The 20,290-nt window shown below is 69.3% G+C and carries 18 protein-coding genes and 1 other RNA gene; 6 read left to right on the forward strand and 13 right to left on the reverse strand.

Going from position 1 to position 20,290, the window contains the following annotated elements; all coding sequences use genetic code 11:
* Positions 1–57: 57 nt before the first annotated feature.
* Both nadA and ACFPZL_RS03320 read right to left on the reverse strand, forming a co-directional pair.
* A complete protein-coding gene (gene nadA, locus ACFPZL_RS03315; protein WP_218114986.1) occupies positions 58–1,377 on the reverse strand; it encodes a quinolinate synthase NadA in 1,320 nt (439 codons plus the stop codon).
* A gap of 91 nt (positions 1,378–1,468) precedes the next feature.
* On the reverse strand, positions 1,469–2,206 hold the full coding sequence (locus tag ACFPZL_RS03320; RefSeq protein ID WP_218114985.1) for an NUDIX hydrolase: 738 nt from the start codon (positions 2,204–2,206) through the stop codon (positions 1,469–1,471).
* Positions 2,207–2,488: 282 nt separating this feature from the next.
* Between ACFPZL_RS03320 and ACFPZL_RS03325 the strand changes: the two genes are divergently transcribed.
* A complete protein-coding gene (locus tag ACFPZL_RS03325; protein ID WP_218114984.1) occupies positions 2,489–3,226 on the forward strand; it encodes a zinc ribbon domain-containing protein in 738 nt (245 codons plus the stop codon).
* A 14-nt stretch (positions 3,227–3,240) separates the two neighbouring features.
* Positions 3,241–3,616, forward strand: an RNA gene (gene rnpB / locus ACFPZL_RS03330) — RNase P RNA component class A.
* Between the two features lie 6 nt (positions 3,617–3,622).
* Here the strand turns inward: rnpB and ACFPZL_RS03335 are convergent.
* The gene (locus tag ACFPZL_RS03335) at positions 3,623–4,438 is read right to left on the reverse strand and encodes a Nif3-like dinuclear metal center hexameric protein (RefSeq protein ID WP_218114983.1); all 816 of its coding nucleotides are present in this window, start codon (positions 4,436–4,438) and stop codon (positions 3,623–3,625) included.
* Between the two features lie 164 nt (positions 4,439–4,602).
* Between ACFPZL_RS03335 and ACFPZL_RS03340 the strand changes: the two genes are divergently transcribed.
* Together ACFPZL_RS03340 and ACFPZL_RS03345 are read left to right on the forward strand one after the other, a co-directional pair.
* Entirely contained in the window at positions 4,603–6,039 is a 1,437-nt protein-coding gene (locus ACFPZL_RS03340) for a glyceraldehyde-3-phosphate dehydrogenase (protein WP_218114982.1), read from the forward strand.
* A gap of 74 nt (positions 6,040–6,113) precedes the next feature.
* The gene (locus ACFPZL_RS03345; protein WP_218114981.1) at positions 6,114–6,965 is read left to right on the forward strand and encodes a universal stress protein; all 852 of its coding nucleotides are present in this window, start codon (positions 6,114–6,116) and stop codon (positions 6,963–6,965) included.
* A gap of 117 nt (positions 6,966–7,082) precedes the next feature.
* Here the strand turns inward: ACFPZL_RS03345 and ACFPZL_RS03350 are convergent, their stop codons facing one another.
* From ACFPZL_RS03350 to ACFPZL_RS03360, 3 genes are read right to left on the reverse strand one after another with little or no spacing between them, the layout of a single operon-like run.
* Positions 7,083–9,035: a hypothetical protein gene (locus tag ACFPZL_RS03350; protein ID WP_218114980.1), complete on the reverse strand. Its 1,953-nt coding sequence runs from the start codon at positions 9,033–9,035 to the stop codon at positions 7,083–7,085.
* Between the two features lie 59 nt (positions 9,036–9,094).
* Positions 9,095–9,871 (reverse strand): hypothetical protein, encoded by a 777-nt coding sequence (locus ACFPZL_RS03355; protein WP_218114979.1) that lies wholly within the window; start codon positions 9,869–9,871, stop codon positions 9,095–9,097.
* Between the two features lie 33 nt (positions 9,872–9,904).
* The gene (locus ACFPZL_RS03360; protein ID WP_218114978.1) at positions 9,905–11,443 is read right to left on the reverse strand and encodes a dicarboxylate/amino acid:cation symporter; all 1,539 of its coding nucleotides are present in this window, start codon (positions 11,441–11,443) and stop codon (positions 9,905–9,907) included.
* Positions 11,444–11,690: 247 nt separating this feature from the next.
* Between ACFPZL_RS03360 and ACFPZL_RS03365 the strand changes: the two genes are divergently transcribed.
* Together ACFPZL_RS03365 and ACFPZL_RS03370 are read left to right on the forward strand one after the other, a co-directional pair.
* Positions 11,691–12,380, forward strand: a complete 690-nt coding sequence (locus ACFPZL_RS03365; RefSeq protein ID WP_218114977.1) for an aspartate/glutamate racemase family protein — start codon at positions 11,691–11,693, stop codon at positions 12,378–12,380.
* A 136-nt stretch (positions 12,381–12,516) separates the two neighbouring features.
* A complete protein-coding gene (locus ACFPZL_RS03370) occupies positions 12,517–13,245 on the forward strand; it encodes an SDR family NAD(P)-dependent oxidoreductase (protein ID WP_218114976.1) in 729 nt (242 codons plus the stop codon).
* On the opposite strand, the gene ACFPZL_RS03375 is transcribed toward ACFPZL_RS03370, so the two are convergent.
* The 7 genes from ACFPZL_RS03375 to ACFPZL_RS03405 form a co-directional block, all read right to left on the reverse strand.
* Positions 13,230–14,387, reverse strand: coding sequence for a branched-chain amino acid ABC transporter permease (locus tag ACFPZL_RS03375; protein WP_218114975.1), 1,158 nt, complete (start codon positions 14,385–14,387; stop codon positions 13,230–13,232). The genes ACFPZL_RS03370 and ACFPZL_RS03375 overlap by 16 nt on opposite strands.
* Complete coding sequence (locus ACFPZL_RS03380) at positions 14,384–15,262, reverse strand: branched-chain amino acid ABC transporter permease (RefSeq protein ID WP_218114974.1); 879 nt, start codon at positions 15,260–15,262, stop codon at positions 14,384–14,386. Before ACFPZL_RS03380 ends, ACFPZL_RS03375 begins: the two co-directional genes overlap by 4 nt.
* 5 nt (positions 15,263–15,267) lie before the next feature.
* Positions 15,268–15,978 (reverse strand): ABC transporter ATP-binding protein, encoded by a 711-nt coding sequence (locus ACFPZL_RS03385; protein WP_218114973.1) that lies wholly within the window; start codon positions 15,976–15,978, stop codon positions 15,268–15,270.
* Positions 15,965–16,759 (reverse strand): ABC transporter ATP-binding protein, encoded by a 795-nt coding sequence (locus ACFPZL_RS03390; RefSeq protein ID WP_218114972.1) that lies wholly within the window; start codon positions 16,757–16,759, stop codon positions 15,965–15,967. The genes ACFPZL_RS03385 and ACFPZL_RS03390 overlap by 14 nt, the downstream gene beginning before the upstream one ends.
* 4 nt (positions 16,760–16,763) lie before the next feature.
* On the reverse strand, positions 16,764–18,101 hold the full coding sequence (locus ACFPZL_RS03395) for an ABC transporter substrate-binding protein (protein ID WP_218114971.1): 1,338 nt from the start codon (positions 18,099–18,101) through the stop codon (positions 16,764–16,766).
* 153 nt (positions 18,102–18,254) lie between these two features.
* Positions 18,255–19,952, reverse strand: coding sequence for an ABC transporter substrate-binding protein (locus tag ACFPZL_RS03400; RefSeq protein ID WP_218114970.1), 1,698 nt, complete (start codon positions 19,950–19,952; stop codon positions 18,255–18,257).
* A 42-nt stretch (positions 19,953–19,994) separates the two neighbouring features.
* A partial coding sequence (locus ACFPZL_RS03405) for an SDR family NAD(P)-dependent oxidoreductase (RefSeq protein WP_382334710.1) occupies positions 19,995–20,290 on the reverse strand: 296 nt, incomplete at its 5' end.

The following is a 20,290-nucleotide window of genomic DNA, read 5'->3' on the forward strand; positions in this document are numbered from 1 at the left end:
ACCGCAAGGCCGCGATGGCGCAGGAGAGCCCAGCGACCCCAGCTCCGATGACGAGGATCACGGCCGGGCCGCGAGCATCCGCTCGAGGGCGACTCGCGCGTCGGTCGCGACGGTGCTCGCGACGGCGATGCGGTTCGGCACGGCGCCGGCGACGAGCGACTCGAGGGTCCAGGCGAGGTAGGCGGGGTGGATCCGGTACATCGTCGAGCACGGGCACACCACCGGGTCGAGGCAGAACACGGTGAGCTCGGGGTGCTCCCCCTGCAGACGGTTCACGAGGTTGATCTCGGTGCCCACCGCGATCACGTCGCCCGGCGACGCCGCCTCGATCTGCTTGCGGATGTACTCGGTGGAGCCCGCCCCGTCGGCGGCCTCGACCACGGGCGCCGGGCATTCGGGGTGCACGATGACGCGCACGCCCGGATACTCGGCTCTCGCACGCTCGATCTGCTCGACCGTGAAGCGCTTGTGCACCGAGCAGAAGCCGTTCCAGAGGATCACCTTCGCGTCGCGCAGCTGCTCCACGGTGTTGCCGCCGTTCAGCAGGTGCGGGCGCCAAAGCGGCATGTCACTCTCTGCGACCCCCATCGCCTTCGCCGTGTTCCGCCCGAGATGCTGGTCCGGGAAGAACACGACTCGTCTCCCCCGTGCGAACGCCCAGTCCAGCACGGTCCGCGCGTTCGACGACGTGCAGACGATGCCGCCGTTCCGCCCGCAGAAGGCCTTGATCGCCGCCGAGGAGTTCATGTACGTCACGGGGATCACCGGCTGCCGGCCATCCGCGTCGGGCCCATCGCCGAGCACGGCGCAGAGCTCGCGCCAGCAGCCCTCGACCTGATCGATCGTCGCCATATCTGCCATCGAGCAGCCCGCCGCGAGGTTGGGCAGCACGACGGATTGCGTCGGCCCCGAGAGGATGTCGGCGGTCTCTGCCATGAAGTGAACCCCGCAGAAGACGAACGTCTCGGCCTCGGGGTGGCGCGTCGCCGCCTGCGCGAGCATGAAGGAGTCGCCCACGAAGTCGGCGTACCTCACGATCTCGTCGCGCTGATAGAAGTGGCCGAGGATCCGCACCCGCTCGCCGAGCTCCGCCTTGGCGGCGACGATCCAGTCGTGAAGCGTCTCCTCGTCGGCGTCCGTGTAGCGGGTGGGCAGCGGCCCCTGTGTCGGCGCATCACCGGGAATCACGTCGGCCGCTGAGGATCCCGGCCCGTATCCCGCCTGCCGGTCGATCACCCACGGATCCTCCGCCAGCCCGGCGTCGCAGCTCGATGCGCCCGTCGAGCGCAAGGCGATGGGGCGCCGGTGCGCGGGCGTGCGAGCCTCGCGCGATTCTCGATCGGCGGCGTCGCGGATGAGTTCCTGCACGCTCGTCATTGCATGTTCCCTGCTCTCGATGTGGCATTTCGTGATGCTCCGGATCGGCGGTCGCCGGCGGTCCGCCATGTCCTGTTCCCGACGCTCGGATTCAGGCGCTCGCTGCAGGCGGCTCGGCCGCAGCGGCGAAGCGGTAGAGGCGTGCGGGGCGATGCGCGGCACCGGTCTCGACGAGTCCCGTGTCGATCAGATTGCCCTGGGCGAGCGCCTGACGGCGGAAGTTCGCGGGATCCACGGGCCTCCCGCGCACCGCCTCGTGCACCGAGCGCAGTCGCGCGAGCGTGAAGGTCTCGCCGAGAAAACGATGCGCGACGGCCGCGTACTCCGTCTTCGAGCGCAGACGCGCGAGCGCGTAGTCCGCGATCTCGGCGTGGTCGAATGCCAGCTCCGGCAGGGCGTCGGCGGAGAACCAGGCGACGTTCGGATCGGGTTGACCCTGCCCGTCCGCGGAGCCCGATTCTCCGTAGAGCGCCCAGTAGGCGATCGTCACGAGCCGCTGAGCGTTGGCCGAGCGCTCGATCCCACCGAAGGAGTAGAGCTGCTCGAGGTATCCGGGAGCGCGCTGAACGGCGCTCACGAGCGTGCGCAGTGCGGTGCCGGTGAGCGTCTCGTCCCACTGCGTCGGCCCGCCTGGCAGGGCCCACAGGCCGCGGAACGGCATTCGCGTTCTCCGCACGAGCGGGATCCAGAGCATGGCGGCGTCGTGCGCTAAAGACGAGCCTCCCTGCTCCGCTCCGGCCGGCGGATGAAGCGCGAAAGCGACCGTAGATACCGCGACGGCAGGCGGCATGGTGCGCCGTTCGGTCACGCTCATCTGCTCCCACCGCATCTCGTTTCGCCTTTGCTGTAGCTGTTCCACTTATGGTCACACTGACCATAAGTGAGATTACGCGCATGGCCGACCTGAGTCAATCCTCGTCTCGCGCTGCGGCGTTGTTCCCCTCTACCCTCGGCTCCGACCCGCGCCCAAGTTCACGCCCGCACGCGCGCCCAGGTCCACACCCGCGCCCACGGTCAAGTGCTCAGTAGTGCGGGGTTCGAGCACGCCGCACCCGGCACTACTGAGCAACTGCGGCGTCGGAGCGGGCACGCGTGCCGGTAGGGTTGTGGCATGAAGGCCACGCCCGCACAGCAGCAGCGGCTGCTCGACCTGCAAGAGCTCGACACCGCGATGGCGCGGTTGCGGCGCCGCCGCGAGCAGCTGCCCCAGCGCGCCGAGCTGGCCGGCCTCCAGGGCGAGCTGAGTGCGGCGCGCGAGGCCTTCATGGCCGTGCAGCGCGAGCTCGATTCGCAGAACGCCGAGATCGCCAGGTTCGAGAGCGACGTCGAGACGGTCCGCGCCCGCCGGGAGCGCGACAACCAGCTGCTCGCGGCGAGCACCTCGCCGAAGGAGGCTCAGGCGTTGCAGGACGAGCTCGACACCCTGGCGCGCCGCCAGAGCGCCCTCGAGGATCGCGAGCTCGAACTGATGGCCGCCAATGAGGAGACCCAGGCGAACTTCGAGACGGTCTCGCAGGCGCTCGCGGAAGTCGACGGTCGGCGCGGCACGCTGACCGCAGCGATCTCCGAGGCGGAGCACGGGATCGATGCCGAGCTCGCGAGCACGGCCGAGGCCCGCAGCGGACTCGCCGCCGAGGTGCAACGCGACCTGCTCGATCTCTACGAGCGGACCCGCGCCCGCGGCGGCGTCGGCGCTGCTCGACTGCGCGGCAACGTCTCGGAGGCCAGCAACATGGCGCTCGCCCCGGCGGAGCTCGCCGATCTCCGAGCGGCGGCGGCCGACGAGGTCGTGTTCTGCCCGCAGAGCGGGGCGATCCTCGTGCGTGTCGCCGAGGGCGAAACCGAGTAGCATTACCGGTGGAACGGGTCGGCCGGGCGGTCGCGTCGCGATGCTTCGGCAGCGCGCCGAGGAACGTCCGGGCTGCGTAGAGGAGAACGGTGGGTAACGCCCACCCGGGGCAACCCGCGAGAAAGTGCAACAGAGAGCAGACCGCCCGGGTCGGTTCGCCGGCCGGGGTAAGGGTGAAAGGGTGGGGTAAGAGCCCACCGGCGCTCGTGGTGACACGGGCGGCCAGGTAAACCTCGTTCGCAGCAAGGCCAGACAGCAGGCGACGACGCTCCTCGCCGAGTCTGCGGGTAGGCCGCTAGAGCCCGTCGGCAACGGCGGGCCGAGAGAGATGACCGTCACCGGCTCGCATGCGGGCCGGGACAGAACCCGGCGTACAGGCCGGCCCGTTCCCTCGATTCAGACCGCGAACGTCCACGGGTCGGTCCGCACCGAGCTGACGCGGAACTCGACTCCCGGCAGCTCGGTCGCGAGACGGTCGGCCGCGCCCTGCAGCCAGAGCGACTCCGCCGCCCAGTGCGAGATGTCGACGAGCGCCGGCCCGCCCGAGACGAGCGACTGCTCGGCCGACTCCTGCGCCGGGTGGTGCCGCAGGTCGCTCGTGACGTAGACGTCGGCGCCGAGCACGAGCGGGTGACCGAGGAAGCCGTCCCCCGCTCCGCCGCAGAGCGCGACGCGCGAGATGGTTCGCGCAGGGTCGCCCGCCACCCGCACACCGGAGACGGTGCCCGGCAGCACGGCCGCGATCCGTTCGGCGAAGGCGCGCAGCGTCAGCGACTCCCCGAGCTCCCCGACCCGCCCGATACCGGCGGAGGGATCCGATCCGGGCTCGAGCGGCTCGGCGTCGACGAGTCCCAGCCGTTCAGCGAGGACGTCGCTCACCCCGCCCTCGGGCGCATCGGCGTTGGTGTGCGCGGCGAGCAACGCGCAATCGCCGCGGATCAACGAGGCGAGCAGCGCGCCCTTCGCGGTGTCCTCGGCCACCGTGTGCACGCCGCGCAGCAGAAGCGGATGGTGCGTCAGCAGCACGTCGGCCTCCCAGTCGAGCGCCTCGTCGACCGTCGCGCGCACCGCATCGACGGCGAGCAGGACCCGGCGCAGCGGGGCATCATCGCGCCCGGTGACGAGACCCACGCGATCCCAGCTCTCGGCCGTGCCGACCGGCCAGAACGACTCGGCGACGCGGCGCAGATCGGCAAGCGTGTGTTCGCGCATACGTCGAGGCTACCCGACGGCCGGCGCGATGCCGCCGTGCGGAGTGGCGGGCCGGAGCGCTCCCGTCCATTCGCACCCCGCGCATGGGATAATGGGAAGAGGCGCTGCTGCAGCGCAGGCGGGCAGGCCATCACACCGAGATCCGAAAGGAACCCACCGTTCACATGATTCAGCGCGCGGACGCCTACCTCGAGGCCTGGAAGACCAAGCAGGAACTGGCGGAGCGGATGATTCCGCTGATCGGGCAGCTCTATCGCGAACACGACGTGGTCATGTCCGTGCACGGCCGCAGCCTCGTCGGCCGTTCCGCGATCGACATCATCCGCGCGCACAGCTACGCGCGGAAGATCGACGAAGTCGAGCTCTCCCTGGAGGAGACCTCGGCGATCGTCGAGGCGCTCGCCGCGATCCAGCCCGGCCCCGTCTCGATCGATCTCGCGCTGCTCGCGAACGGCTTCCGAGCATCCAGCGGCCAGGATCTCGACGCCTACCTGCGCGAGACGCTCGCCCCGGCACTCGGCGCGCAGCCGAGCAGAGGCACCGACGTCGTCCTCTACGGCTTCGGCCGCATCGGCCGCCTGCTCGCCCGCATCATCATCGACCATTCCGGCAGCGGCAACGGCTTGAACCTGCGGGCGATCGTCGTGCGCAAGGGCGCCGAGAACGACCTGCAGAAGCGCGCGAACCTGCTCCGCCGCGACTCCGTGCACGGCCCGTTCAACGGCACCATCAAGGTGCTCGAGGACGAGGACGCGATCCTCGCGAACGGCGTGCGGATCCAGGTGATCTACTCGAACGATCCCGCGAGCGTCGACTACGCGCAGTACGGGATCGAGGATGCGATCCTCGTCGACAACACCGGCCGCTGGCGGGATGCCGAGGGGCTCGGCCAGCACCTGCAGAACCCGGGCATCGCCCGCGTGCTGCTCACCGCACCCGGCAAGGGCGACATGCTCAACATCGTCTACGGCGTGAACAACGACACCATCGGCGACGATGCGATCGTCTCGGCGGCCTCGTGCACGACCAACGCGATCACCCCCGTGCTCAAGGTGCTCAACGACACCTTCGGCGTCACGCGCGGCCACGTCGAGACCGTGCACGCCTACACGAACGACCAGAACCTCATCGACAACTTCCACAAGGGCGACCGTCGCGGCCGCTCGGCGGCACTGAACATGGTGCTCACCGAGACCGGCGCGGCGAAGGCCGTCGCGAAGGCCCTGCCCGAGTTCGAGGGCAAGCTCACCGGCAATGCGATCCGCGTGCCCACGCCCGACGTCTCGATGGCGGTGCTGAACCTGCAGTTCGAGCGCGAGGTCACCCGCGAGGAGATCAACGCGCACCTCGAGCAGGTCTCGCTGACGGGCGCGCTCCGCACCCAGATCGACTACGTCGAGTCATCCGAGATCGTCTCCACCGACTTCGTCGGCTCGAACCGCGCGGGCATCGTCGACGGCCTCGCCACGGTCGCCACCGGCGACAGCGCCGTGATCTACGTCTGGTACGACAACGAGTACGGCTACAGCTGCCAGGTGGTGCGCATCATCGAGCAGCTCGCCGGCAACCACCCCGCCCACCTGCCGGCGCTCCAGGCGTAGAGCCGGACCCGGCAGCCCGCACCTCCCAGCACAGCGACCACCTCGAAGCAACCGAGCGACAGGAGAACAGCGATATGGCCGAGAAGTACATCATCGGAGTAGACGGCTCGCAGCACAGCCGCGCCGCACTGGATTGGGGTCTGAAGCGCGCCGCGCAGAGCGGCGCCTCCGTGGAGCTGCTCCACGTCGCCGACGACTCGTTCCTGTCGGAGAGCGTTGCGTTCCTCTCCGAGGCCCAGGAGGCCTCCGAGAGGATGCTGGCGGCCGAGCGCGAGTACGCGCTCGAGTCGGGCTTCGGCGGCACCATCACGGGAACGGCCGTGGTCGGCCACCCGATCGGCGAGGTCGAGGAGGCCTCGAAGCGGGCGGATCTGCTGATCCTCGGCGCGCACTCGGGCAACAAGTTCGCGGGCTCCTTCTTCGGCACCCGTGCGGTGAAGATCGCGGCCGTGGCCCACTGCCCGGTCGCGGTGGTCCCCGCCGAGCAGCAGGACGATCCGAAGCCCGGCGTCGTCGTCGGCGTCGACGGCTCCGACTCCGCGAAGCGCGCCATCGCCTTCGCCGCCGAGGAGGCCTCCTTCCGGGGTGTGCCGTTGATCGCGGTCTACGCGTGGATGCCCCCGCTCACGCCGGGGCTCGAGTACCTGTGGAGCGAAGAGCTCGTCGAGTCGCAGCGGCTGGCCGCCGACGAGGCGATCGCGATCGGCACGGCCGGGCTCGCCTCGCGCTACCCCGATCTGACGATCGAGCGCCGCATCGTCCAGTCGCCGCCCGTCGCCGCGCTGCTGCAGGCGGCCGAGGACGCCGACACCATCGTGCTCGGCAGCCGCGGGCGCGGGGGCATCCAGCGACTGCTGCTGGGCTCGGTGAGCCACGGCGTCCTGCAGACGCTGCCCTGCACGACCATCGTGACCCGCGCATCCTGATCGGCTTCTCCGCTCGCCCGTACGCGCGACCGCACGGGCGAGCGGGCCTGCGCCGCAGGGTCGAGGACTGAGGGGAGGCACCGTCCGGCGCCTCCCCTCAGTCGTTCCTGCGAACGCTTATCGCTTGACGCTCTTCTTCGCGCTCGTCTTGCTCACGGTGCTGTACCCGGAGAGCTTCCCGGTGACCTTCACCGAGATCTTCTTCCCGCGGTCCTTCGACGACACCTTGTACGAGGACTTCGTCGCGCCCGAGATCTTCTTGCCGTTCCGCAGCCACTGGTACGACAGCTTGACGCCCTTCGGGCCCCAGCTCCCGGCCTTGGCCTTCAGCGTCTTCTTCGCCTTCGCGGTGCCCGACACCTTCGGGGTCGCAGACTTCAGCGCGCCGTACTTCACGGCCGAGGTCGATTTGCTGGTCCGCGCCAGCGGCTCCGCGCCGGCCAGCGCACCGGTCACCCGGAGCGAGATCTTCTTGCCGCGATCCGACGCGGTCAGCGTGTAGGACGACTTCGTCGCCTTCGAGATCGCCTTCCCGTTCCGCAGCCACTGGTACGACAGCTTGACGCCCGTCGGGCCCCAGCTCCCGGCCTTCGCCGTGAGCTTCTGCCCGACCGCGAGCTTCTTCGCCGACACCGTCGGCGTCGCGCCCGAGAGGACGACCGGCGGCTCCTCCTGCTCCTCGCCGCTCCGGTCGAAGAAGCCGTCGAGCGCTTCGAGCGCCGAGGCGCCGAACGCCCACTGCTTCGCCTGCTCGGCGGCCCAGTTCGCGTCGCCCTCCGGGGTCGCCGGGTAGCGGTTCGTGTTGCGGCTGCCCGGAAGGCCGTTGACCCACCAGAACTCGGTCATGTACTCGGTGAAGGTGCCGTCGCCGTTGTCCTGGATCCAGTCGTTCAGGATCGGGTCGGTCGCGTCGGCGTCGTACTCGATCAGATAGGGCACCTGGAGCTTCTTCGCGGTCTGCAGCGGGAGCCCGGTGTCGCCGCCGGGGTAGTAGGTGACCTTGTGGCTGGCGCTCGCACTGCTGACCTGGTACTGCGTGCGCAGGTTGGTCAGGTAGCCGTCGGCGATCTCCCCGTAGAGGTGGGAGAGCGCTGAGGCCGAGTCCCGGATGTGCAGCACGTTGCCGCTCAGTCCGTCGAGGCGCAGGTCGAACAGGTAGACGGTCTCCACGCCGGCTGCGGCCGCAGCGTCGTTGACGTCCCGGATCACCGCGCGGGTGTTGTGGCACCAGGTGCCGCCGAAGAGGATCGTGTGCTCCCCCGGGCTCTCCAGGAGCGCGCGCAGCTCGGGGTAGGTGATCGACTGGATCACGAAGTCCTGCTCCTGCTCCGCGCCCAGGATCTCTCCGCCGTAGGCCGAGGCGTCCACGTACTGGGTCGAGTGACGACTGTTCACCGCGTTGCTGAGGAAGTCGAACTGCGACTGGGTGTCGGTCTGGGCCTGCCCGCCCGATGCGACCGCGCCGAACATGTCGCTGACCTGGGTGCGGTAGGCCTGCCGCTCCCCCTCGCTGTCGAGGCCGGCCGCCGTCAGCGAGCCGCCGAGCGAGGCGACGATACGGTCCTCGGCACCGCCGATCGTGTGCGCACGGTCGTAGATCACGAGGTAGGGGTCGTCGCCTTCGCCGAACTGCGGCGTCGTGTCGCGGTTCAGGTAGCTGCCGGTCAGGTTCGTCCACAGCGCCCCGACCGCGGCGATGCTCGAGGTGCGGACGTCCACGGCGTCGCCGTCGAGCCTGGGGTCGAAGGCGTAGACGGCCTCCACGCCGTAGCTCTGCGCGACGGCGTCGATCTCCGCCGCCGCGGCTGCGACGGTCTCGTCCTCCGGGCCGCCGATCAGGAACGCGTAGGTGCCGTCGCTCTTCAGCAGGCTCTCGAAGCGCTCGTACGTGACGGATTCGAACACCGAGCCCGTGCGCAGTCCGGGGATGCTCTGCGCGAAGTAGTCGAAGGCCGGCGCTTCCGGTTCCGCGTGCGCGGCGGTCGCGGTCAGCGCTCCGCCGAGGAGCGCGGCCGAGAGGGTCAGCGCGGCGGCGGCCGCGGTTCTCTTCTTGTGTCTATCGGTTCTCATGGGTGTGCTTTCTGTGCGTGTGTGCGTGTCGGGGATGGTCGTCGTGGTCGGTTCGGTGCTCAGTCGAGGGAGAGTCCGTCGTCGGGGTTCGAGGCGGCACCCTGGGTCCGGCGGCGCAGCCACCACCAGCCGAGGAGCCCGGCTCCGGCGAGTCCGAGTCCGCCGAGCGTGGCCGGACCGGCGAGCTGCAGCACGGGATCCTGCGCGGTCGCCGCTGCGGCGGCCTCCGTCGTCTCCTCGGCGGGGGCCGCGAGCGAGATCGGGGCCGCGGTGGAGGCGGCGTCCGTTCCGGTCGTGCTCTCCTCCTCGACCTTCTTCTTCGAGTTCTTGCCGTCGGACTTCTTCTTCTTGGCGCTCGTGCTCTCCGATGCGGACGAGTCGCTCGCCGACGCGCTGTTCTCCGATCCGGTGCCGCCGGTGCTCGCGTTGGACGACCCGGAGGACTTCGATGACCCGGAGGACTTCGAGGAGCCCGAGGACTTCGAGGAGCCGGAACCGCCGGAGGGCTTCGAGGAGCCGGAACCGCCCGTCTCCTTCTTGCCGCCGGATTCCGGCTTCGGCGTGCTGGGCGTCGAGGGAGTGGTGCCGCCGGCGACCGCCGGGGGCGGCTCCTCCTCGACGGAGTCGTAGGGCCAGCCTCCGATCGCCTCGCAGGCCACGGGGTCGAAGGCGAGACCGCAGATGTCGCAGACGTCACCGGCGGCGTATGCAGGCGCCGGCGTGAGCGGGTTCCCGGGCAGGAGCTCGGTCGCACCGGTCAGCGAGGTCACGCCCAGCGCGAGCGCGATGGCGCCGCCGAGTGCGAGTCGCCGGGTGGTCGGAATGGATCGGGGCATGGCTCTTCGTCCTTCGTCAGCGGATGATCGTGGTCAGCGGATGGTCGTGGTCAGGGGCGGCTCTGCGGCGGTGCGGCTTCCGGGGAGCTCGCAGCGACCGAGGATGATCTCGTCGGGGATGTTCAGCTCCCGCGTCGCGTCGAGGTCCGTCGGTTCAGCGGCCCGGACGGCTGCGTCATCGCGGGTCGCGGAGGCGCCATCGCGGACCGCTGGTGCCGCGTCGACCGCGGTTTCGGCCGGATCCGGCGCTCCGGAGCTCAGGAACACGGCGTCGTCGAGCACGCCCTGCCGGCGGGCGACGATGGTGGCGGCCGTGGCGGCCGCGCTGACGTTAGCCATGGTGCTCGCCGTGCCGGCGACGGCGCTGATCGGGATCAGCAGGACGAGGATCTCGAGGGGCAAGCCGACGGCGGTGAGCACGGCGGTTGCGGACACGATCGCGGTGCCCGGCACTCCGGCGGTGCCCAGCGAGACGAGCAGGCAGATGCCGGCGAGTGCGAGGTAATCGGCCAGCGAGTAGTCGATGCCGAGCGCGTGCACCGAGAAGACGGCGACGAGGATCGGCCAGATGCCGGAGCATCCGGGCATGCCGATGGTGGTGCCGATCGGCGCGGTGAAAGCGGCGACCTCTTCCTTGACGCCGACCCGTCGGATGAGGGTGGGGATCGTGACCGGCAGCGTGCCGACGCTCGACTGGGTGGTGAACGCCGTGTACTGGGCCGGGGTGAGGAACTTGAACCAGCGCAGCGGGTTGACGTCGGCGAAGACGCGCAGCAGCACCCCGTTGATCACGTAGGCGCTGACGAACGCCAGCCCGATGGTGAGCACGAGCACGCCGACCAGAGCGATCACGGTCTCGATCCGGGCGATGGCGGTCGCCGTGGTGGTCGCCACCAGCGCGAGAACGGCGTACGGGGTGAGCTCGATCACGAAGCCGACGGCGGTCATGACGACCTGCTTGGCCCCGTCGATGAAGTGCTTGAAGGTCTGCAGGCGGGGGTCGCGGTTACGGTTCGCCACGAGGAAGGCGACGGCGAAGAGCACCGCGAACAGGATGATCGGGACAATGCCGTTGCTCGCGACGTCGCCGGCGATGTTGCTCGGCAGCAGGCCGAGCAGCACCTGGTCGAGCGGCTTCACGAGCCCGCTGAGCGCATCGCTCCCCTCGCTCGAGAGCTCGAGCTCCGCACCGCGGCCGAGACCGACGGTGAGGGCGACGGCCAGGGTGAGGACGATCGCGATCGCGTTGGTCAGCAGCAGCCAGAAGAGGCTCGAGAGGCCGATGGTGCGGAGCTTTGCGGTCGAGCCGAGCGAAGTCACGCTGGAGAGGATCGAGATGAAGATCAGCGGAGCCACGATGGCGGTGATGATCTGGATGTAGGCGTCCCCGATGAAGGCGACGTAGTCGAGGTGGCCCTGGAAGAGCACTCCGATGCCGATCCCGAGGGCGAGGGCGATGAGGACGAGCGAGGTGAAGCCGACACGGCGGATCCTCAGACCGATCAGGATGACGACCACGGCGAGGGTCGCAGTGAGGGCGAGGATCGACACGAGGTCGAAGGTGTCTGGCATCTGCACGGCCTGTCGTTCGGGAACGGGATCGTAGACGACATTACTGAAGCAAGAGTTATGGGAACTATCACTTATACGAATATTACGAAGTGTGAAACACTCGCCCTCGCACTGCCATAAGCGCCGGTGACGGCAGCGTTCACCAAGCTGCCGTTGTCGGACGACCGCCGATGGGCTTGGCTGGATCCTGCACGCAGCAGCCCGCGCGAACGGCCGGGCGCTCGCACGGGAACGGGAAGGGAGCCTCATGCGGACGATCGGGCTGATCGGCGGGATGAGCTGGGAATCGACCGCGGTCTACTATCGCGAGGCGAACGAGCTCGTGCGGAATCGCCTCGGCGGCCTGAACTCGGCGCGCATCGCCCTCGCGTCGCTCAACTTCCAGGAGATCTCCGAGTTGCAGCAGGCCGCGAAGTGGGACGAGGCGGGCGAGCGGCTCGCCGACGCCGCACGATGGCTCGAAGCCGGTGGCGCCGACATGATCCTGATCTGCACCAACACCATGCACCTGCTCGTCGATCGGGTGCAGGCGGCCGTGTCGGTGCCAGTGCTCCACATCGGGGACGTCGCCGCGGAGGCCGTGCGCGAGCGGGGACTGGAGAAGGTCGCGCTGCTCGGCACCTCGTTCACCATGGAGAAGGCGTTCTACCGCGATCGGATCGCCGGCCACGGCATCGAGGTCGTCGTCCCCGGTGCCGCGGATCGCGAGGCGATCCACGGCGCGATCTTCGGGGAGCTCGCGATGGGGGTCGTGAGCGATGCGACACGGGAGACCTTCCGCGGCATCATCCGGCGGCTCGTCGACGACGGCGCCGAGGGGATCATCCTCGGCTGCACCGAGATCGAGCTGCTGGTGTCGCAGGCCGACAGCCCCGTCCCCGTCTTCCCCACCGCGAAGCTGCACATCGAGGCCGCCGTCGACCGCGCCCTCGCCTGACGCCCCGGCGACCGGCCGGCGCACCCGGCGGGCTCCCGTCTCCGTCATTCTGCCGAGGCGCGGCGTCCCGCTCCTGTGCTGGAATGCTGGAATGCCGAACCGGCATCTCCCGCTTCGACCCCAGGAGGACCCACCCGTGCGCATCGAACGCCTCTTCCCACGACGAGTGATCGTCACCGGCGCCATGTCGGGCATCGGCCGCGCCACGGCGCAGATGGTCCTCGACACCGGCGGCCGGGTGCTCGGCGTCGACCTCGACGACAGCGCCTGGTCGGCGCCCGGCTTCACCGCCCGTACCGCCGATATCACTGACCCGGCGAGTGTCGCACACGTCTTCGACGACGCCGCCGAGATCCTGGGCGGGGCGCCCGACGCTGTCATCCACTGCGCCGGCATCTACCGCTTCAAGTCGCTGCTGGACCTCCCCCTCGACGAGTGGGAGCGGATCATGCGGGTGAACGGCACCGGGTCTTTCGTGGTCGCCCAGGCCGCGGCCCGCGCGATGGAGGCCGGGGCGATCGTCCTGCTCACCTCGATCGCCTACGCGAGCGGGGACGAGGAGGAGCCGGGTGCGGCCTACGCGGCGAGCAAGGGCGCGGTCGTATCGCTCACCCGCCAGCTCGCCGTCGAACTCGGCGCGCGCGGCATCCGGGTCAACGCCGTCGCTCCCGGGGTGATCGACACGCCGATGACGACCATCACCCAGAACGAGGCGTCCACCGCGGCGATGCTGGCGGCGTTGCCGGCGAGGCGGCTGGGCACCGCCGACGACGTCGCCGCGGCCTGCCTCTTCCTGGCGGGCGAGGGAGCGGGCTACATCACCGGCGCGGTGCTCCCGGTCGACGGCGGCTACCTGGCCTCCTGAGCCCCCGAGTCGGCCGGGTCCCCGGAAGCGGGGGCCCCGCCGGCGATGCCGGAGTCGTCCGCCGGGACCGCGACGGTCTCCGACCCGACCTCGGCATCCAGGAGCTCATCCGAGTCCTCGTCCTCCGCGTCCTCGTGCGCCATCCAACCCTGGAACCCGACCCACAGATGACTGAAGAACGGGACGAGCCCGCGCGGCATCAGCAGGATCACCGCGAGCAGCACCACGCCGAGCGCGGCGACCCGGATCTCGGGAACGTCCTGCAGCTGCATCTGCACGAACGCGATCAGCAGCGTGCCGATGACCGGCCCGACCACGGTCCCCAAGCCCCCGACCACGAGCATCGTGACCAGCAGCGTCATCGCGCCCAGCCCCATCAGCGTGGGCGAAGCGACCTTGAACACGTGCGCGTACAGGGCGCCTGCGACCCCGGCGAGGAACCCGGAGATCGCGAAGACGAGCATCTGGTAGGTCTTCTGCCCGACGCCGCGCGCAGACGCGAGCGCCGGGTTGTCCCGCATCGCGATCATCCCGTTCCCCAGCGGGGAGCGCACGAGGAACAGCACGATGAGCGTCGTCGCGACCGCTACCCCGAGCGTCACCCAGTAGTTCACGTTCGCTGCCCCGGGGCCGCTCACCCCGAACCCGTCGATTCCTGAGAGCCCGTACGGGCCACCGGTGAACCCGGACCCGTCCGCGATGATCAGCAGGCGCACGACCTCCGCGAACCCGAAGGTCAGCAGCGACACGTAGATACCGCGCAGGCGCAGGATCGGGATGGACAGCAGCAGTGCGAGGCCGCCGGAGATGATGCCGCCGACGACGATGCTCAGCCACGCCGGCATCGCCACGTGGATGGTCAGCAGTGCGGCCGCATAGGCTCCCAGCGCGTAGAACGCGAGCTGTCCGAAGTTCCAAACGCCGCCGTATCCGAGCACCAGGTTCCAGCTCTGATTGAGCGTGATCCAGATCATCGCGAGCGTCGCGGTCGTCAGCCAGCTGCGATCCGGCACGATGAACGGAAGCGCGATCGCGACCAGCAGGACGACGACGCCCAGCAGTGCGCGCGGCTGCGGCCAGCCCATGGCGCGGCCGTTCCAACGCACGCCGGCGAGCACGGTCCTGGTTGCGTTGGTGGTCATAGTCTGGCCTCCTGAGGCTTACCGGCGATGCCGTACGGGCGCACGATCAGCACCACCACGATCAGGGCGTACAGCACGGGCAGCGCATACGTCGAGGTCCAGAAGATCGAGACCGCCGCCTGCACGAAACCGATGATGTAGGCGGCGATGATGGTGCCCTTCGTGCTCCCCAGCCCGGCGAAGATCGCGACGATCAGCGCCTGCAGCAGCGGCAGGTCCCCCATCGTCGGCGATACGAAGTACACCGGAGCGAGCAGCACGCCCGCGAGCCCGGCCAAACCCGCCGCGAGCCCCATAGTGAGCACGTACGCCCGTCGAGCGGGGATCCCCATCAGCCGCGCGGCGTCGAGATTCTGCGCCACCGCGACGATCGCGAGCCCGTATCGGGACTTGGTGAGGAAGAGCCCGAGCAGCCCCAGGGCCGCGATCGCGATCACCGCGGTGAGGATCTGATGCCAGGTGATGGAGACGCCCGCGGTGAGGGTGATCCGCCCGTCCAGCAGCACCGGGAAGTCCTTCTGCCTGGGTCCGTTGATCAGCTGCACGATGTTCTGCACGATCGACGCGATCGCAAAGGTCGAGATGAACGCCGTCATCTCGAAGTCGACGCCCGCGCGGCCGATCAGCCGGCTGATGCCGACCCCGTAGCTGAGCATGCCCAGCAGCGCGGTCACGAGCACCGCCGCGATGATCGACACCCACGGCGAGACGCCGAGCGTGTCGACCGTCATGTAGGCCGCTACGGCGCCCACCATCACCATCACGCCCTGCGCCATGTTCAGCACGCGCAGCGTGCCGTACACGAGGCTCATACCGATGGTGATGAGCGCGAGCAGCGAGCCCTGCACGATCGTGCTGACGATCGTCTGCAGCACGAGGTTCATTCTGCGACCCCCAGATACGTTTCCCGGACGGCCTGGTCGTCGAGCACCTCGTCGGCCTGCCCCGAGCGGACGATCTCGCCGTTCTCGACGAGATGGATGCGGTCGGCCAGCGACTGGCCCCGCCGGAAGTTCTCCTCCACGAGCAGCACCGTCATGCCCGAGTCCACGATGCGGCGCAACTGCCGGTACACCTCGTCGACGATCACCGGGGCGAGGCCCAGGCTGGGCTCGTCGATCATGATCAGCTTCGCGTCGCCCATCAGGCCGCGGCCGATCGCCAGCATGCGGCGCTCTCCGCCCGAGAGCGTCCGCGCGCGCTGCCCCTCGCGTTCGCGCAACCTCGGGAAGATGTCGTACACCTCTTCCAGCCGGGCCTTCGACTGCCGTGCTGCCGACTTCGTGAACGCTCCCAGCTGCAGGTTCTCGGCGACCGTCATATCGGGGAACACGAGGTCGCCCTGCGGGATATGGATGAGACCGCGCTCCACGATCTTCTCCGCCCGCTCGCGCGTGATGTCCTCGCCGTCGAAGGCGATGCCGCCGTCACGTACCTTGATCAGGCCGCTGATCGCGCGCAGCAGCGTGGTCTTCCCGTGCCCGTTCGGCCCGACCAGCACCGCGCACTCCCCCGCCGGGACCTCGAGCGAGACGCCCTGCACGATCGTCGTGCCACCGTATCCGGCGACCACTCCATCAATCTTCAGCATCCGGGGTCTCCTTCCCCTGCGCGACGACCTCGTCGGCGGCGGTGCCCAGATACACGCGCACCACCTCCGGATCGCTCATCACCGCCTTCGGCTGCCCCTGGAGCAGCGTCTTGCCCTGGTCCATGATCAGGATCCGATCCGCGAGGGCCATCAGCGCACGCATCACGTGCTCGATCAGCACGATCGTGATCCCCCGCTCCTCGTTGATCCGCTTCAGCAGGACGAGCAGCGCGTCGATCTCGTCGTCGGTGAGACCGCCGAACGGCTCGTCGAGGAACAGCAGTTCCGGCGACGAGGCCAGGGCGGACGCGATCATCAGCCGTTTCTTGTCGTAGACCGGCAGATCGCCCGACACCTCGTCCGCACGCTCCGCGAGTCCCACGAAATCGAGCGCTTCGGCGGCGCGATCCCACACCTCCGGGTCGCGCTGCAGGCTCTTCCACCAGGGCTTCCCCGATCCGAAGTGCCCACCGACGACCACGTTGCCCATCACCGTCTCGCTGTCGAACACCGACGGCTTCTGGAACGTGCGCGTGATCCCCCGGTGGCAGATCTCGTGGATCGACGCGTTGTGGATCGGTTCGCCCTTGAACAGGATCTCCCCGCCCGACGCGCGCACCATCCCCGTCACCACATCGAACAGCGTCGTCTTCCCGGCCCCGTTCGGACCGGCGATCCCGAAGATCTCGCCGCGCTCCACCTCGAAGCTGACATCGTTCACCGCGACCAGGCCGCCATACCGCTTGGTCGCGCCCCGAACGTCGAGTATCGCGTCCTGCATCCGACTAGGACACCCAGCTCGGCAGCTCAAACTCGCCGTTCGTGTACGGCGCCGGCGAGATGAGCACCTGCTCGCCGCCCTTGATCTGGTAGGTGAGGTGCGGCATCGCGAGGCTCGGATCGTTGATCTTGTCCGGGTAGGGCACCGCCGTCAGCTCGGTCTGATCGAAGGCGTAGGTGCCGACCACGCCGCGGAACGTGTTGTCCCGCACCGCGGCGGCGACACGCTCGAAGTCGTTCGCGTCACCCGCGACCGCGGCCGCGCGCGCCCAGAGACGGAAGATGTCGTACTGCGCGCCGGACTGGCTGAGCCCGGCCTCGGAGCCGTACTCCGCCTGGTAGCGGTCCCGGAACGTTGCGCCCTTCTCGTCGGGCAGGGTGCCGATCGTCGTCGACCAGATCACCCCGTTCGCGGCATCGCCCGCGAGCTCGAGGTACTCGGGCACGCTCGGCCCGTACTGCTGGTAGAGCAGCGAGTTCGTCGGTGCGGACGCGAACTGCTTCGCGAAGCTCGCCAGGTCGCCGGCCAGGTAATCGGTGATGAAGATCAGCCCGGGCGGATCGTTGCGGATCTTGGAGAGCTGCGGACCCCAGTCCGCGTACGGCACCGACACCTCCTCGTACATCGTGATCTCCCACCCGAGCTCCTTGATGCCCTCCTGCAGCACGTTCGCGATCGAGATCGAGTACGAATCGTTGCTGGAGATCACCGCAGCGGTCTTCGAGGAGGGCGTCCAGGTGCCCGCGTCGATCCATTCCTGCATCAGCTTGATGAAGCCGCTCGCGTACCAGATCTCCGTCGGGCAGCACTGGAAGATGTTCGTGATGCCGTTGTCGACCACGTAGTTCGTGTTGTCCTGCAGCGTGTTCGTATGGAACATCGGCACGCCCGCCTGCGCGAAGGTGTCGAACTCCACCGAGGTCGCGGTGGTGTACCCGCCCGAGACCGCGACGCAGCCCTCGCGGGAGACGAGGCGCTCCGCGGCCTGCACGAAGTTCTCGGGCGCCATGTCGCTGATATCCGCAGTCACCAGCTCGAGCTGCTGCCCGAGCACGCCGCCGCTCGCGTTGATGTCGGCGATCGCCATCTCGGCACCGCGCACCATCTCCTGGCCGTCGCCCGAGTACGGGCCGGTCACCGGGGCGAAGATGCCGACCTTGAGCGTTTCACCGCTCGCCGCCGCGCCACCGCCGGATGCCGAATCGCGCGGCGCGAGGAGGTAGCCGCCGGCGCCGCCGACCACGAGGCCGCCCACACCCGCGATCCCCGCGTTCCTCACCAGATCGCGACGGCTGATGCCGCTCTTCTTGGCCCCGCTCGAAGCCGCCTTGTTCTCGCTCATGTCCACTCCTTCGTGACCTGTTCCCTCGCCCGGGCACCGGAGAGGTGCCGTGACGCTCTCACGTTAGAGTTCCGCGCATCCGCAGGCATGCGTCATTTGACGTATCCTCGCAGAGGCCGTGAATCGGCGCTTCCGCACTGCGCCGAGGCGGGCTCAGTCGGACGCCCCGAACCAGCTCGGCCGCACGAAGTCGGTGATGATCCCGAACGGCTCCGGATCGAGCAGCGCGTGCCCGGCGGGCCCGATCTGGTAGACGAGATGCGCCTGACCGAGCGCCGCGTCGCTCGTCATGTCCGGGTAGAGCTTCGGCGCCTGGCCGGTCTCGCCGAAGTAGTAGACGCCGTTGACGCCCCGGTAGGGCCAGCGTCGCAGGTAGCGGACCACGTCGGCGACCGAGCGCGAATCCACCGATGACCACGCGGCGGCCAGCATGCGCACCTGGTCGTAGACGGCGCCGGCCTGGGACCAGCCGGGATCCTCGCCGTACTTCACCCGGTACTGGTTCCGGAAGCGCCGCCCGAGGTCGTCGTCGTAGGTGCCGGTCGTGGTCGACCAGATGATGCCGTGCGCGCCCTCGCCCAGGGATTTCGTGAACGACGGGATCGAGGGGGTGTATATCCCGTACACGAGCGCCGGCATCGGCGCTCGGAGGAAGGCCCGCTGGAACTCGATCAGCTCCCGGTCGACGAAGTTCGCGATCAGCACGACGTCCGGATCGTGGCTCCGAGCTTCTTCAATCACCGCCGGCCAGTCCGTCTCGCCGACCGGCGTCCCGATGGTGGCCGCTACCCGCCACCCCTGCGCGTCGGCGGCGTCGAGGAACGCCGGTGTGGTCAGGTGCATGCTCTCCGAGGGCATCTCGATCGACACGATGCTCCGCGTCCGGCCGCGCCACAGATCCGCCGCCTCGAGCTTGCCGAGGAGCCTGAGCATGCCCGGCCCGTAGTAGGTCTCCGAGGCGCACGTCTGGAACACCATGCCGTAGCGCCATGGCTCGGACTCGGTACGGAGGACGTCGGCCTCGAACGTCGCAGTGTGCAGGAACGGCCGACCGTACTCGGCGATCCGCTCGATGAACTGGGGATGCTCCGCGCTCACGTAGCTCGTGATGATCGCGTCGACGTCGCTGTCGAATATCCGCTGGAGTCCCGCCTCCACACTCGACCAGTCGAATATGTCGACCCGCTCCTGGAAGACCTCGATGGTCCGGCCCCCGATGCCGCCCAGCTGATTGATCTCGTCGATCGCCAGCAGTGCGCCGTTGCGCACCTGGTCCGAGTCGGAGCCCGCGCCGTCGGGCACGATGACTCCGAGCCGGATCGGAACCCGCGCGGAGACGTCGGCCCTGATCCCCGGCTGCGAACGGTCGAGGCGCCGGTGAGAGGCGAGTTCCAGCTGGGCGACCGCGATGCCGCCTTCCTCGGGCGGCCCGCCGGGGAGCGGGAGCCGCAGGAGGCCGAGATCGACAGCGATGGCGGCGAGCCCGCCGCGGGAGCTCTGACCCAGTTTCTCGAGCAGCCGCTCCAGCTGACTCGAAACGGTGCGCGCGGAAGTGCCGAGCCGTTCCGCGATCCCCGCGTTCGTGAGGCCAAGCGCGACCAGGGTGAGCACGTCGAGCTCGCGCGCGGTGACGCCGCGAGGCATCTCGGTCGTAGAGACCCGCACGAGCACCCGCTCGGAGCTCTCGAGCACCAGCTGCACGTCGAGCCATTCGGAATCCGCGCGCCAGACGAAGCGCGCGCTCAAGCGCTCGATGAGGAGGAACGCCCTCGCATACCCCCAGATCTCGGCCGGCACCTGCTTCGGCAGCGTCGCATCGACCGTGTCGACATCGATCGACCGTTCGACCACCCAATGACTCATCGTGCTCCCGGCGCGGACCCGTCCGCTGGACTACGTCGCCAGGAATCCCCCGTCGACCGGCAGGACCGCTCCCGTTACGTAAGACGAGGCCCGGCTGATGAGATAGTAGCAAGCCTCCGCGATCTCCTCCGGGGTGCCGGCGCGGGCGAGGGGCACCCGTCGCAGCACATCGAAGTCCTGCTCGGAATCCGGGCCGACGATGCCCGCCTCGACCATGTTCACGCGAATCCCGAGGCGGCCCCATTCGACGGCCAGCTGCCGCGTCATGCCGGCGAGGCCGGCGAGCGCCGCGCCGGCGACCGTCTGAGGATGGCCCGGCAGCCCCC

It is taken from the genome of Leucobacter soli, assembly GCF_042659205.1.
Classification (GTDB): Bacteria; Actinomycetota; Actinomycetes; order Actinomycetales; family Microbacteriaceae; genus Leucobacter; species Leucobacter soli.